The sequence below is a fragment of the Rhodopseudomonas sp. BAL398 genome, from assembly GCF_033001325.1.
Taxonomy (GTDB): Bacteria; Pseudomonadota; Alphaproteobacteria; order Rhizobiales; family Xanthobacteraceae; genus JARJEH01.
Genome location: NZ_CP133111.1, coordinates 4,066,617 through 4,079,523 on the forward strand (window position 1 = coordinate 4,066,617; position 12,907 = coordinate 4,079,523).

14 protein-coding genes and 1 tRNA gene are annotated in these 12,907 nt (G+C 64.8%); 6 read left to right on the forward strand and 9 right to left on the reverse strand.

The features are described 5' to 3' along the window. Window positions 1-153: 153 nt before the first annotated feature. The 5 genes from RBJ75_RS19145 to RBJ75_RS19165 all read left to right on the forward strand — a co-directional run bounded on the left by RBJ75_RS19145 (window position 154) and on the right by RBJ75_RS19165 (window position 5,390). Window positions 154-1,404, forward strand: a complete 1,251-nt coding sequence (locus RBJ75_RS19145) for a flavin monoamine oxidase family protein (RefSeq protein WP_044405978.1) — start codon at window positions 154-156, stop codon at window positions 1,402-1,404. Between the two features lie 174 nt (window positions 1,405-1,578). Next, window positions 1,579-2,310 carry a DUF4396 domain-containing protein gene (locus RBJ75_RS19150; RefSeq protein ID WP_044405980.1) on the forward strand — a complete coding sequence of 244 codons (732 nt, stop codon included), beginning with the start codon at window positions 1,579-1,581 and terminating at the stop codon, window positions 2,308-2,310. A 234-nt stretch (window positions 2,311-2,544) separates the two neighbouring features. After that, the gene (locus tag RBJ75_RS19155) at window positions 2,545-3,054 is read left to right on the forward strand and encodes a GNAT family N-acetyltransferase (protein ID WP_044405982.1); all 510 of its coding nucleotides are present in this window, start codon (window positions 2,545-2,547) and stop codon (window positions 3,052-3,054) included. Window positions 3,055-3,326: 272 nt separating this feature from the next. Continuing rightward, entirely contained in the window at window positions 3,327-3,863 is a 537-nt protein-coding gene (gene ppa / locus RBJ75_RS19160; RefSeq protein ID WP_044418973.1) for an inorganic diphosphatase, read from the forward strand. Window positions 3,864-3,908: 45 nt separating this feature from the next. Further along, on the forward strand, window positions 3,909-5,390 hold the full coding sequence (locus RBJ75_RS19165; protein ID WP_044418975.1) for a M20 family peptidase: 1,482 nt from the start codon (window positions 3,909-3,911) through the stop codon (window positions 5,388-5,390). Between the two features lie 159 nt (window positions 5,391-5,549). Here the strand turns inward: RBJ75_RS19165 and folD are convergent, their stop codons facing one another. Genes folD through RBJ75_RS19180 form a run of 3 tightly spaced genes read right to left on the reverse strand, consistent with a single transcriptional unit; the run spans window position 5,550 to window position 7,078 of the window. Continuing rightward, window positions 5,550-6,437, reverse strand: a complete 888-nt coding sequence (gene folD / locus RBJ75_RS19170) for a bifunctional methylenetetrahydrofolate dehydrogenase/methenyltetrahydrofolate cyclohydrolase FolD (RefSeq protein ID WP_044412828.1) — start codon at window positions 6,435-6,437, stop codon at window positions 5,550-5,552. An 18-nt stretch (window positions 6,438-6,455) separates the two neighbouring features. Beyond that, window positions 6,456-6,782, reverse strand: a complete 327-nt coding sequence (locus tag RBJ75_RS19175) for a DUF167 domain-containing protein (protein ID WP_044412840.1) — start codon at window positions 6,780-6,782, stop codon at window positions 6,456-6,458. A 5-nt stretch (window positions 6,783-6,787) separates the two neighbouring features. Further along, window positions 6,788-7,078 carry a YggT family protein gene (locus RBJ75_RS19180; RefSeq protein ID WP_044412831.1) on the reverse strand — a complete coding sequence of 97 codons (291 nt, stop codon included), beginning with the start codon at window positions 7,076-7,078 and terminating at the stop codon, window positions 6,788-6,790. Between the two features lie 194 nt (window positions 7,079-7,272). On the opposite strand from RBJ75_RS19180, the gene RBJ75_RS19185 reads away from it, so the two are divergent. Continuing rightward, window positions 7,273-7,348, forward strand: a tRNA-Ala gene (locus tag RBJ75_RS19185). Between the two features lie 126 nt (window positions 7,349-7,474). Here RBJ75_RS19185 and RBJ75_RS19190 read toward each other — a convergent pair. The 6 genes from RBJ75_RS19190 to RBJ75_RS19215 form a co-directional block, all read right to left on the reverse strand. Further along, on the reverse strand, window positions 7,475-8,287 hold the full coding sequence (locus RBJ75_RS19190; protein WP_044412833.1) for an enoyl-CoA hydratase: 813 nt from the start codon (window positions 8,285-8,287) through the stop codon (window positions 7,475-7,477). Window positions 8,288-8,351: 64 nt separating this feature from the next. Continuing rightward, window positions 8,352-8,849 carry a nuclear transport factor 2 family protein gene (locus tag RBJ75_RS19195; protein ID WP_044412835.1) on the reverse strand — a complete coding sequence of 166 codons (498 nt, stop codon included), beginning with the start codon at window positions 8,847-8,849 and terminating at the stop codon, window positions 8,352-8,354. A 100-nt stretch (window positions 8,850-8,949) separates the two neighbouring features. Continuing rightward, on the reverse strand, window positions 8,950-9,711 hold the full coding sequence (locus RBJ75_RS19200; protein ID WP_044412845.1) for a glutamine amidotransferase: 762 nt from the start codon (window positions 9,709-9,711) through the stop codon (window positions 8,950-8,952). A 207-nt stretch (window positions 9,712-9,918) separates the two neighbouring features. Continuing rightward, complete coding sequence (locus RBJ75_RS19205) at window positions 9,919-10,695, reverse strand: SDR family NAD(P)-dependent oxidoreductase (RefSeq protein WP_276156569.1); 777 nt, start codon at window positions 10,693-10,695, stop codon at window positions 9,919-9,921. 180 nt (window positions 10,696-10,875) lie between these two features. Then, a complete protein-coding gene (locus RBJ75_RS19210; RefSeq protein WP_044415959.1) occupies window positions 10,876-11,361 on the reverse strand; it encodes a TerB family tellurite resistance protein in 486 nt (161 codons plus the stop codon). Window positions 11,362-11,490: 129 nt separating this feature from the next. Then, on the reverse strand, window positions 11,491-12,900 hold the full coding sequence (locus RBJ75_RS19215; protein ID WP_044415961.1) for an adenylate/guanylate cyclase domain-containing protein: 1,410 nt from the start codon (window positions 12,898-12,900) through the stop codon (window positions 11,491-11,493). Window positions 12,901-12,907: the final 7 nt, after the last annotated feature.

The window sequence follows — 12,907 nt, forward strand, 5'->3', positions numbered from 1 at the left end:
CCGCTTCGCAGAGCCGGGACCGCCAAGCACCGCACAATCACACCGCAATGCCCGGCCTCGCGCCGGGCATTGTCGTTTCCGGCCAGGCGTAACCGACCCCGCCCGCCGGCTGACATCGAACCGCCACGCACAATGTGATACAGCATTGCTACCATGTCGCCCCAAACCCTTCCCACCGACGTCGATGTCGCGATCATCGGTGCCGGCGCCGCCGGTCTCGGCGCCGCGCGCGCGCTGGAGAATTCCGGCCGCTCGCTGATCGTGCTGGAAGCCCGCGACCGGCTCGGCGGCCGCGGCCATACCATCATGGCGGCGCCCGGCATCGAATTCGACCTCGGCTGCGGCTGGCTGCATTCGGCCGACCGCAACTCCTTTGTCGGCATCGCCAAGCATCTCGGTTTCGAGATCGACCGGTCGCATCCGCCCTGGGGCGACAAGAGTTTCGGTGATTCCTTCCTGCCCAAGGAGCGCGATGACTTCGCCGCGGCGCTCGATCAATTCTATGACCGCGCCGACGCCGCCGCGCTACGCGGCATCGACCGTGCCGCCAGCGACTATCTCGAGCCCGGCAACCGCTGGAACCCGTTGATCGACGCGGTCTCGACCTATGTCAACGGCGCCGAGCTCGACCGGGTCTCCAGCCTGGACACCCACGCCTATGAGGACACCGGCGTCAATTGGCGGGTGCGTCGCGGCTATGGCGCGCTGATCGCCGCCTATGGGGCGCCGTGCCCGGTGGCGCTGGGCTGCAATGTCAGCCTGATCGATCATTCCGGCCTCAGGATCAGGATCGAGACCTCGCGCGGCACGCTGAACGCCGCCCAGGTCATCATCACCGTGCCGACCAATCTGATTGCCGACGAGGCGATCCGGTTTCACCCCGCGCTGCCGGCGAAAGTCGACGCCGCCCGCCATTTGCCGCTCGGCGTCGCCGACAAGGTGCTGCTGGCGTTGGACGGGCCAAGCGGGCTGCCGACCGACGGCAATTTGCGCGGCGCCACGCTGGAGACTGCGATCGGCAGCTATCATCTGCGGCCGTTCGGGCTGAACTGCATCGAGGGATTTTTCGGCGGAAGCTTCGCGCGCCAACTTGAAGACGCGGGCCCTGGCGCGCTGACGGCGCAAAGCATCGACGAGATCGTCGCGGTGCTGGGCCATGATTATCGCCGCAAGCTGAAGCCATTATCTGAATCGCGCTGGGCCCATGACCCGTTCGCCCGCGGCTCCTACTCGCACGCGCTGCCGGGCCACGCCTCGGCCCGCGCCGCGCTGGCCGCGCCGGTCGACAACCGGCTGTTCTTCGCGGGTGAAGCCACCTCGCCGCATTTCTTCTCCACCGCCCATGGCGCCCGCGACAGCGGACAGCGCGCCGCCGGACAAGTGATGGGACGCAAGGCCATCTGAGCCGGCGCGGCGCGCCCCGGCTACTGACCGCCTCATACCGATCGCGGATGGAACGTTACGTGGTTTGTGCGGTTCGCCCCGCAGAGGCGCCGTGGTTCTGCGCCGCAATCGACCTCACGTCACCGCTTCCTCCGCGCCCATGCCGGGGACAGCCATTGATCCGAGGGTGAGACCATGATCCCGAGCTGGCTGCACAATCTCGCCATCCTGTCGGTCACGCTGGGAGCCATCTGCGCACTGGTGATCGCGGTGGATGAATACAGACATCCGCAGCGGATGTGGATCATGAACGCCGTCTGGCCGCTGACCGCATTGTTCGGAACGCTGCTGTGGCTGTGGGGCTATTTTCATTTCGGCCGCCGCGCCACCAAACACGCCGCGGTGGCGGCCAAGCGCGAGGGCCGCGACCCGCCCGGCAAGCGCAAGCCATTTGCCGCGATGGTCGCCGAAGGCGCCTCGCATTGCGGCAGCGGATGCACCTTGGGCGACATCTGCGCCGAGTGGCTGGCCTTCGGCGTTCCGGCGGTGGCGGTCTGGCTCGGCTGGCAATCGATCTTCTCCGAAAAGATCTTCGCCGTCTGGGTTCTCGACTTCCTGTTCGCCTATCTGTTCGGCGTGATCTTTCAATATTACACGATCGCGCCGATGCGGAATCTCGGCGTCGGCCAGGGCCTGTGGGCCGCCGTCAAGGCCGATACGCTGTCGCTGACCGCCTGGCAGGTCGGCATGTATGGCTTCATGGCGGTGGCCTATTTCTGGATCTTCCGCGACCTGCTCGGCGCCGAGCTCACGGTCAACTCGTTCGAATTCTGGTTCATGATGCAGATCGCGATGATTTTCGGATTCATCACCAGCTATCCGGTGAATTGGTGGCTGCTGCGAATCGGGTTGAAGGAGGCGATGTGAAGCCGGCGCCACGGCTGAACACCGCTCTCGCGGGCAGGGGGCCGCCTGCCATGTCGCACGCTGTGTCGCGGCAGCTTCGCGCTGGGACGAACCCGCGATTTTTTCGCCGCCGGCGCCGGCAACCTGTCCGATTCCGGCACAGGGCGCGGCCGGGTGGTGCAAAAAATCCACATCTTAACCGATAATTAACGATGGACCTTGAAGCCGAGCCCGCGACTTGCTTTGATCTGATTCATGAGCACAACCCTGATCGAGGTTCGGCCGGCCAAAGCTGCGGATGCGTCCGCGGTCGCGGCCACCCATGACGAAGCTTGGCGTTCGGCCTATCAGGGAATTATTCCCGGCGCCGAACTTGAAAAGCTGATCAATCGCCGCGGCCCGCATTGGTGGGACTCGGCCATCCGCAAGGGCAGCCGCGTCAGCGTGCTGTGTTTCGGCGACCGGGTCGCCGGCTATGCCAATTACGGACGCAACCGCGCCCGCAGCCTGCAATTCGAGGGCGAGATCTACGAGCTCTATTTGCGGCCGGAATTTCAGGGCCTCGGATTCGGCCGACGGCTGTTCGCCTCGGCCAAGCGCGACCTGGCACAGAGCGGGTTGCGCAGCATGGTGATCTGGGCGCTATCGGACAACGAACCGGCGACCGAATTCTATCGCGCGCTCGGCGGCCGCATGGTCGCCCGCTCGTCCGAGCGATTCGGGCCGAAGTCGCTCGACAAGGTGGCGTTCGCCTGGACCGCTTAATACCAACTGTCGTTCCCTCTCGTTCGTCACGCCCGGCCTTGTGCCGGGCATCCACGCCTTGAAAGCAGTGCCGGATCAAAGACGTGGATGGCCGGGACAAGCCCGGCCATGACCAAATTGATGAGTCAACGGCAAAATCCGTCGGTATAAGTTTCGGTAAGTTTCGAGTCCCATCAAGTCCCGGGCCAAGCCACTAGACCGGATGTGTCATCCGGCGTATTCACGCCGGGCAATCCTCGGTCCCATTTCCTTCCATCCGTTCGGAGTTTTCGATGCGCATCGACGCAATTTCTCTCGGCGCCAACCCGCCGCATGAAGTCAATGTCATCGTCGAAGTGCCGGTCGGCGGCGAGCCGATCAAATACGAGATGGACAAGGATGCCGGGACGCTGGTGGTCGACCGGTTCCTTTATACCTCAATGCGCTATCCCGGGAATTACGGCTTCATCCCGCATACGCTGTCGAATGACGGCGACCCCTGCGACGTGCTGGTGGCCAATACCCGCGGCATCGTGCCCGGCGCCATCATCAGCGTGCGCCCGGTCGGTGTGCTGCTGATGGAAGACGAGGCCGGCGGCGACGAGAAGATCATCGCGGTGCCGTCGTCGAAGCTGACCCAGCGCTACGACAAGATCAAAACCTACAGCGACCTGCCGGATATCACGCTGCAGCAGATCCAGCATTTCTTCGAGCACTACAAGGATCTGGAGCCCGGCAAATGGGTCAAGGTGCTGCGCTGGGGCGGCGCCGAAGACGCCCACCGGCTGATCCTCGAAGGCATCGCGCGGGCCAAGGCGGAAAAGGCTTAATCCCCGCAGGCGCCGCAACGCCCGGGCCAATCCAGGGAGATCGCGATGCGCCGGCTGCTGAAATTGATCCGCAACCTCGTCACGGTCGGGATGGTGGCGCTGGTCGTGCTGGCCGGCGTCTTAGCTTACACCACCTCGCAGCTCAGTTCCCGGCAGCTGCAAGTGACAGCTTTGGCGCCGGTCGAGGTCAACGAACAAGGCGCCGCCGGGCGATTGTCCGAGGCGATCCGCTTTCAAACCATCTCGAACGCCCTCAATCCCGAGCAGGATGCCGAGGCGCTGCGCGGATTGCAGGACCATATCATCGCCAGCTTCCCGGCGTTTCACGCCGTGGCCAAGCGCGAGATCGTCGGCTCCCATAGCCTACTCTACACCTGGGAGGGCTCCGATCCGCAGGCGCAGCCGATCGGCCTGTTGGCCCATCAGGACGTGGTGCCGATCGCCCCCAAGACCGAGGCCGACTGGCAGCATCCGCCGTTCGATGGCGTGATCGCCGACGGCTTCGTCTGGGGCCGCGGCTCGTGGGACGACAAGGGCAACCTGTATTCGATGCTGGAAGCCGCCGAGCAGATGGCCAAGCAGGGCTTTCGCCCGAAGCGGACGATCTATTTCGCTTTCGGCCATGACGAGGAAGTCTCCGGCCTGCGCGGCGCCGGCGCAATCGGCAAGCTGCTGGCGTCACGCGGGGTGCGGCTGGAATTCGTGCTCGACGAGGGCCTGTTGATCACCGACGGCATCATGAAGGGCCTGACGAAACCGGCGGCGCTGATCGGTGTCGCCGAGAAGGGCTATGCGACGCTGGTGCTGACGGTGCACGCCACCCCCGGCCATTCGTCGATGCCGCCGCGCGACACCGCGATCGGGATGATGAGCGCCGCGCTGGCGCATCTGGAAGACAACCGGCTGCCGATGCGGGTGCGCGGCACGGTGGCGGAGATGTTCGACACTTTGGCCCCGGAGATGACCGGCCTCAACCGCGTGGTGCTGTCGAATCTGTGGCTGTTCAAGCCGGTGCTGCTGCACGAATTCGCCAAGAGCGGCCCCACCGAGGCGATGGTCCGCACCACCACGGCGCTGACCATCTTCAATGCCGGCAACAAGGACAATGTGCTGCCCGGCATCGCCGAAGCCAGCGTGAATTTCCGGCTGCTGCCGGGCGACACCCAGGGCAGCGTCGCCGACCATGTCCGCTCCACCGTCGCCAACGATAAGATTTCGATCGCCTCGGCCGACGGCAATTTCGATCCGCCCGACGTCACCGGGACGGCGAGCGTGGCCTATCGCCAGCTCAATCAAACCATCCGCGAGATCTTTCCGGACGTCGTGGTGGCCCCCGGCCTGATGATCGCGGCGACCGATTCGCGGCACTATGCCGGAATCGCCGACAATATCCTGCGGTTCTCCCCGGTGCGGGCGACATCCGAGGATCTGAAACGCTTTCACGGCACCAATGAGCGGCTCAGCATCAAGAATTACGCCGACATGATCCGGTTCTATCGGCGGCTGATCGAGAACACCGCGGGGTAGTGCGACCTCGCGCGGCCGTGCCCCGGATGCTGCGCAACGCGCCGCGCTTGCGGCGTGGTGCGCTGCTAAGCCGGGGCCGTTACACACACACAGCATCCGTAGCGGTCCCGGTTCTGCGGAGCAGCGCTACGCGCCGCGCCCGGGACACGCAAACTCCGCCTACACCGCCGGCTTCGGCAGGCCGTGGATCGCGCTGGCGGCGCGGACGGTGTTGACCAGCAGGCACGCTACCGTCATCAGCCCGACCCCGCCGGGCACCGGCGTGATAGCGCCGGCGACCTCCTTGGCCTCGGCGAAGGCGACGTCGCCGACCAGCCTGTCCTTGCCGCCATCCGGCGACGGCGTGCGGTTGATGCCGACGTCGATCACCGTGGCGCCCGGCTTGATCCAGTCGCCGCGCACCATTTCGGGCTTGCCGACGGCGGCGAACACCAGATCGGCCTGGGCGCAGAGCTGCGGCAGATTGCGCGAGCGCGAATGCGCGATCGTCACCGTGGCGTTTTCGTTGAGCAGCAACTGCACCAGCGGCTTGCCGACCAGATTGGAACGGCCGATCACGAGCGCATTCAGGCCTTCCAGCGAGGCATGCACCTGCTTGGCCATGATGATGCAGCCCAGCGGCGTGCAGGGCGTCAGCGCGAACAACCCGCTGGCGAGGCGGCCGGCATTGACCGGATTGAGGCCGTCGACATCCTTGGCCGGGTCGATCGCGGCGATCACCGCCTCGGTATCGAGCCCCTTCGGCAGCGGCAATTGCACCAGAATGCCATGCACCGCCGGATCGGCATTGAGCTTGGCGACCAGCGCCAGCAACTCGGCCTGCGCCACATCGGCAGGCAGCCGGTGCTCGAATGACGCCATCCCGGCGTCCTGGGTCTGCTTGTGCTTGGAGCGGACATAGACCTCGGAGGCCGGATCGCTGCCGACCAGCACCACCGCCAGCCCCGGCGTCACGCCGTGCTCGGTCTTGATTCGCGCCACTTCGGTCGCGACGCGGGCACGCAAATCGGCCGCGATGGGTTTTCCTTCGATGATCCGGGCAGTCATGATGTCCTCTGGGCTGGTTTACTCAGGCTTCGGCGCGGTCAGTTGCCGCAGCATCTCGCCTAGTCGGGTTGGGTCGCCATCGACGGCGATTTGCTTGAGCCTCGAGGTCGCGCCCGACAACAGCCGGACATTGCGCTTCGGCACGCCGAGCGATTTGGCCAGCAGTTCGGTCACCGCGCGATTGGCCCCGCCGCCCTCGGCGATGGCGCGGACCCGGACCTTGACCACGTTGCGGCCGTCCGACAGCGTCTCCAGCCCGTCAATGTCGTCGCGTCCGCCACGCGGCGTAACCCGCACCGCGACACTGACCCCCTGAGCAGCATAGCGCCAGGCCTGGTCGGTGATCCCGATCAGAACACCGCAGGGTAGATGTAATAGGTGATCACCCGCTGCAGGAACATGATGATCAGAATCAGGATGATCGGCGAGATATCCAGCCCGCCGAGCGCCGGCATGAAATTGCGGATCGGTGCCAATAGCGGTTCGGTGATCCGGTACAGGAATTCCGAGACCGAGGCCACGAACTGGTTGCGCGTGTTCACGACATTGAACGCGATCAGCCATGACAGGATCGCCGAGGCGATCAACAGCCAGATGTACAGGTCGAGAATGATGAGGACGATGTCGAGAATGGCTCGCATGGCGGGAATGGCTCGCGGGGTTCGGTCGCGGATTCGACTGCTCCGTAAATATCGACTCCTCCCTCGGCAAACAAGGGAACCGGCCGGCAAATATGGCCCGGAAAATCGCGTTTTCCGTCGTTCTTGACTTGGCCTTGGCTGAGATTGTAAATGACGGCGCTTGCTGACCGGAATCACATCGATCCGGTCGCAATGGGGCCATAGCTCAGCTGGGAGAGCGCGTCGTTCGCAATGACGAGGTCGGCGGTTCGATCCCGCCTGGCTCCACCAGCCTTCGCTTGCTTCGCAAGCTACGGCTCGGCAAGCCGGCAGTGCCTCTCGGGCGAAGCAAGCGAAGGCTGCCGCGGCGAAGCCCGCAGGGCGAAGCCGGGCTGACCAAGTTCATCAAATTCCCCCTCACCCACCCCGAAACCGCGGTGGCCGCTTTTCCATGAAGCTGGCGACGCCTTCCTTGAAATCGGCGCCGCCGAGCGCTCGCACCATTTCGCGGTTGGCGTCGATGGTGGCTTCGGCGAGGCTCTGGAACGGCACGTCGTAGAGCTGGCGCTTGATCACCCCCATCGCGGTCGGCGAGACGAAATCCGCCAGATCCCGGGCATACGCATAGGTCTGTTCGCGCAGCTGATCGGGCGAATAGAGCCGGTTGACCAGCCCGATCCGCAACGCCTCGTCGCTCGACACCCGTCGCGCCGACAGCAACAGGTCGAGCGCATTTGCGTGACCGACGATCCGCGGCAGCATCCAGCTGATGCCGTGCTCGGCGATCAGCCCGCGCCGCGCGAAGGAGGTGGTGAACACGGTATTGTCGGCGGCAAAGCGGATGTCGCAATACAGCGCGTGGACCAGACCGATGCCGGCGGTGGCGCCGTTGAGCATGCCGATGATCGGCTTGGCGATCGACGGATAGTAGGAATAACGCGCCTGCCAATCGGGCCGCCGGTTCATGTCGAAACCCGGCAGGCTCTCGGACTTGCGGATGTCGTCGGGGTCGATCTGCTGCAGCACCTCCATGTCGGCGCCGGCGCAGAACGCCCGCCCGGCGCCGGTCAGCACGATGACGCGGACGCCGTCATCCTTGGCGGCAGCTTCCATGGCCTGGCGCACCTCGCGCTCCATGATTGGATTCCAGGCATTCATCCGCTCCGGCCGGTTCAGCGTGATGGTGGCGATGTGGTGCTCCACCGCGTAGAGGATATGTTGATAGTTCAAGCGCGTATTCCCCCTGTGCTGCCGTCGCTTGGGCGACGATCATTGTTTTCGACGCTTATGATTTTTAGGCGCGCGCGCCCTTCGGCCGCGCCAGATAGGCGATGGTTTCCGGCCGCTGCTTGAGCCAGCCGCTCCAGCGCTGGAACACCTTGGCCATCCGCTGCGGCGTGACGCCGAGCTGCTGCATCGCCACCCCGCCATTGACCGATTCGTGATATTCGGCGATCAGCCCGTCGCGCAGCACGAAGCGGCTGATGCCGTCGATCACCACCTGCTGACCTTTGAACTGCGGAATCGTCGAGATGAAGCTCGACAACGACCAGGCATAGCCGGTGTCACCATTGCAGACCGGATCGAACATCTCCCAGCGATAATCGCCGGCGTCGCGGTGAAATAGCTCCTGCATCATATGGGCGATGTCGGCGCGGCCGGTATGCGGGCCATAGATGTAGTCGTGATAGATCGCGTCTTCGGTGAAATGCGCGGCGAAGCGGGCGCCATCGCCGGATTCGGCCGAGGCCGTGAACGCATCGAGCAGCCGCGCGAAATCCTCTGCGGTCATGTCGCCTCCCTACGGGCCGATCGAACGCCGGCGCCTGGGCGACACTATCCATCACATCGCAAAAAAGAAATCCGGCTTGCGCAAGGCGGATCGTGGAAGCCTATTCGGCGGCTTGCTGCAGCGCCGGCTCGGGCAGTGCCATCGGCATCCGCGCCAGCCAATTGTCGAGGAAATCCCGCAGCCAGATACGTTCGGCCATGTCGTGCACCGCGCGGTCGGCGAAGTGATGATGGCGCGGCCGCGCGCCCGGCGCTTCCAGCCTTGCATGGCCGCGGGTGGTCCAGCGATGCATCATCGCGGCGGTGACGTCGGGATGGAACTGGACGCCGAAGGCATGGCCGGCGCGGAATGCCTGGTTCGGGAAGTCGTCGCCCTCGGCCAGCAATTCGGTGCCCGCGGGCAGATCGAAGCCCTCGCCGTGCCAGTGATAGACTTGGTTCGGCCAATGCGCGCAGATCGCCCGGCCCGCGGCGGTCGGCCTGATGTCGTAATAGCCGATCTCGGCGCGGCCCTGCGGATGCGGCGCCACGCGGGCGCCGAGCTGCGCGGCCAGCATCTGCGCGCCGAGGCAGATCCCCAGAAACGGCCGGTCTTCCTTCAGCGGCAGCGCGATCCAGTCAATCTCGCGGCGGATATAGTCGTCCGGATCGTTGGCGCTCATCGGGCCGCCGAAAATGATCGCTCCGGCATGGCCGTCGAGTGTCTTCGGCAGCGGATCGCCGAACCGCGGCCGCCTTATATCGAGCGGGTGACCGAGCGCGCGCAGCGCGTTGCCGACCCGACCGGGCGTCGACATCTCCTGATGCAGCACGATCAGGACCGGCCTGATGTCCTTGGCTTTCGGGAATGGCTGCAGCGCCATCGCGTCCGCGCCGGGTCGGGCGGACAGATCTCGTTGGATTTCGATCAGTCTGGGCATCGATTCTTCGAATTCGTGCCGCCCCGGATGCTGGCGGCATCATGTCAGGTTGCTCGATCGTTCACCCATATGGTGAACGAAGTCTTACTGGCTGACTTTATAAGCAAGCCTCGGGCCAAAAATATGACCTCGCCGGCCTGGACAGAGAAGTCAGCGGTTGCGCTGCAGGCGCCCGACCGCGCCGAGCACGAAGCCGCGCGGAAACAACCGCAACAGCAGCGGCACCAGCTTGATACCGAGTCCGGGCAGCACCAGGCGCTTATTGGCCATCAGCCCGTCATAACCCTGACGCGCCACCGCGGCCGGCGACACGTTGAGGATCGCCGAATCGACCCCCGGCTTGAACCCGGCCCGGAACTGAAATTCGGTCGGCACCGGTCCCGGGCACAGCGCGGTGACGCGGACGCCGCGCGGGCCGAGCTCATTATGCAGTGCTTCGGAAAACGACAGCACGAACGCCTTCGAAGCGTAATACACCGCCATGCCGGGTCCCGGCAGGAAGCCGGCGATCGACCCCAGGTTGAGGATCCCGCCGCGGTGCCGCGCGATGCTGTCGGCAAACCGCAGCGACAGATCGGTCAAAACCCGAATGTTGAGGTCGATCATGGCGAGCTGATCGGCGCGGTCGAGGTCGGTGGCGCGACCGAACAGCCCGTAGCCGGCATTATTGACCAGATAGTCGACCTCGACGCCGGCCGCCTGCAGCGCGGCTGCGACCTGATCGGTCGCTCCGGGAACAGCGAGATCGCAGGGAATGATGATTGGCGCGCTGCCGCCGGCGGCGACAATCTCGTCGGCCAGCGCGGTCAACCGATCGGCGCGGCGCGCCACCAAGGCGACGCGGTGGGCATCTGCCGCAAAAATGCGCGCCAACTCCAGACCGATTCCCGCCGAGGCACCGGTTATCAACGCCACACGTTCAGTCACGATGATGCTCTCGCAAGATATACGGGCACGCTGCCTCACCCAAGACAGCACAGCTGCTAGGCGGGATGCAAGCAGCGTGCAAGTCCGACCGCAACTAGACCATGGAAGCAGGTTATGCGCGACTGACGACACAGGCCGCCGCGGCAAATTCGCTGGCCGGATCGCGGCCTCGCGCGGATCTTACCCCGCGGGATCGGTAGCGGGCTGGCTGGCGGCGACGCCGCGCTTGAGGTTGATGCGGTCGCGCGATGATACCCCCAGAAGATCGGCAGCGCGCCAGACCACATTCTCCTCGAATTCGGTGACGTTACCGTCGGCATAAACCAGCTCCCACATCATTTCGATGATGCGCAACCGGCCCTGCTCGTCGACGGTGCGCATGATGACGCTGGTGAACTGGAAGAGATCGACGGAGTCGCCCTCCATCAAGGTGGCAGATTTGATCAGCCGGCCGGCGCTGCCGGGATCGAGCCCGAACCGGCTTTCCAGCAGCGCATGCAGCTTCTGCTTTTCGACGTCGGACGGTTCGCCGTCGAGCGAAATCACATGGATCAGCAGTGCGGTGGCGGCGAGGCGATATCCGTTTTCGTCGAACGTCAGAGCCTCTTGCTCGTCCTCGGCGGGCCCGACCACATCGGCGATGAACTGGCGTAGTTTGGCTAGCATGCGGTTCAAACCATTAAGAGAAGCCGCGGCGCGCGGCGATATTTTATTGCGTGAAAATGCAACGCGCGCAATCCGGGGCGGTTCCGGGGCGGAACATGACGGTTTGGCAATCCGCCGTCGGCCACGAAGCTACAAGATCTCGTAAACCATCACTCTGTCGGCGATGCCGCGCAGCGCCGCCTGCTTCTCGATCGGCCGAATCGCCTCTTTGTCCAGCAACGCGGCGACCGCCGGCGCCGCAATGACTGGGCCGGTGATATGGATCGCCTGCGAGGTCGCCAGACCCTGCACCCGCGCCGCGATATTGACGGTCTGGCCGAAATAATCCTGCCGCTCGTTCAGCATCACCGCCAGGCAGGGTCCCTCGTGGATACCGATCTTGACCACCAGATCCTGGGTGCCGCGCTGTTGATTGAGCGCGTCCATCGCGGCGCGCATCCGCAGGCCCGCGGCCAGCGCGTGTTCCGGCCGCACGAAGGTCGCCATCACGGCGTCGCCGATGGTTTTCACCACCGCGCCCTTTTCGGACGCAATGATCTCGACCAGCGCGTGGAAATGCGCGCGAACCAGATCGAAGGCGTGCAGATCGCCGACCCGCTCATACAGCGCGGTAGAGCCTTTGAGGTCGGTGAACAGGAAGGTCAGCGAGGTGATCTTCAGCCGCTGATCGATCGTCAGATTGTCGGCCTTGAAGATGTCGCGGAAGGTCTGGTTGGTCAGCATCCGTTTGGCGGTGAGGAACGGTTTTCGCTTGCCGATCAAATGATGCAGCGCGTCGGCGGCGATCAGCACCGAGGGCAGAACCCGGCTGTCGGTCTGGTTGTCGAGCGACAGCTGCAACGGCCCGGGCCGCAGCGTCACGGTCTCGACCGGCGCCGGCGCGCCGGTGTAGGTCAAGGCCAGACGCTGCGGCTCGTCGGTCGGCTCGCCCTGGACGTCGATGAATTGTGCCGCATGGGTCACCGGCTCGAACACGATGATGAACTCGGCCGGCAAGCGCAGCGCCATCTCGGCCTTGGCGTGCGGCGCCAGCTCGCGCGCGTCGATCACCACCTTGTCGGAGAGCGTCGCGAAGGAATCGCCGCTGAGATCGATCCCCGAGCTCCAGAACACCTGCTTGAAATAGTCCCAGATCGGCAGCGTATGCGGATCATGCGCGGCGATCCGCCGGATCCCGGGGCTGACGGTGAAGGCGACCTCGACCTGTTCATCCACCGAGGCCTCGTAGCCGCAGCCGCACAACCCGCAATGATAGTCATCGTGCCGCAGCGACTTCAACGTGTCATGGGCGTCGAGCACGCCGCCGCAGCCGGGGCACAGCACGTTCCAGGTCAGGTCGAACAGGCCGAGCCGCGACGCATGCAGGAAACCGGCGATCGCCTTCTCCTCGTCGAGCCCGGTGCGGCTCGCGAAATCCAGCACATTGATCCGGTTCAGCGCATCGTCCGTACCGGTCTCGATCAGATCCGCGATCGCGTCGGCGACGGCCGGGTCGGCGGACAGTTTCAGCGATGAAAATTGGGCCTGGGATTGGCTCATAACGCTC

Coding starts and splice junctions, on each gene's coding strand:
- RBJ75_RS19145 (WP_044405978.1), top strand. CDS start 154: ATGTCGCCCCAAACCCTTCCCACCGACGTCGATGTCGCGATCATCGGT.
- RBJ75_RS19150 (WP_044405980.1), top strand. CDS start 1,579: ATGATCCCGAGCTGGCTGCACAATCTCGCCATCCTGTCGGTCACGCTG.
- RBJ75_RS19155 (WP_044405982.1), top strand. CDS start 2,545: ATGAGCACAACCCTGATCGAGGTTCGGCCGGCCAAAGCTGCGGATGCG.
- ppa (WP_044418973.1), top strand. CDS start 3,327: ATGCGCATCGACGCAATTTCTCTCGGCGCCAACCCGCCGCATGAAGTC.
- RBJ75_RS19165 (WP_044418975.1), top strand. CDS start 3,909: ATGCGCCGGCTGCTGAAATTGATCCGCAACCTCGTCACGGTCGGGATG.
- folD (WP_044412828.1), bottom strand. CDS start 6,437: ATGACTGCCCGGATCATCGAAGGAAAACCCATCGCGGCCGATTTGCGT.
- RBJ75_RS19180 (WP_044412831.1), bottom strand. CDS start 7,078: ATGCGAGCCATTCTCGACATCGTCCTCATCATTCTCGACCTGTACATC.
- RBJ75_RS19195 (WP_044412835.1), bottom strand. CDS start 8,849: ATGACCGCAGAGGATTTCGCGCGGCTGCTCGATGCGTTCACGGCCTCG.
- RBJ75_RS19200 (WP_044412845.1), bottom strand. CDS start 9,711: ATGGCGCTGCAGCCATTCCCGAAAGCCAAGGACATCAGGCCGGTCCTG.
- RBJ75_RS19210 (WP_044415959.1), bottom strand. CDS start 11,361: ATGCTAGCCAAACTACGCCAGTTCATCGCCGATGTGGTCGGGCCCGCC.
- RBJ75_RS19215 (WP_044415961.1), bottom strand. CDS start 12,900: ATGAGCCAATCCCAGGCCCAATTTTCATCGCTGAAACTGTCCGCCGAC.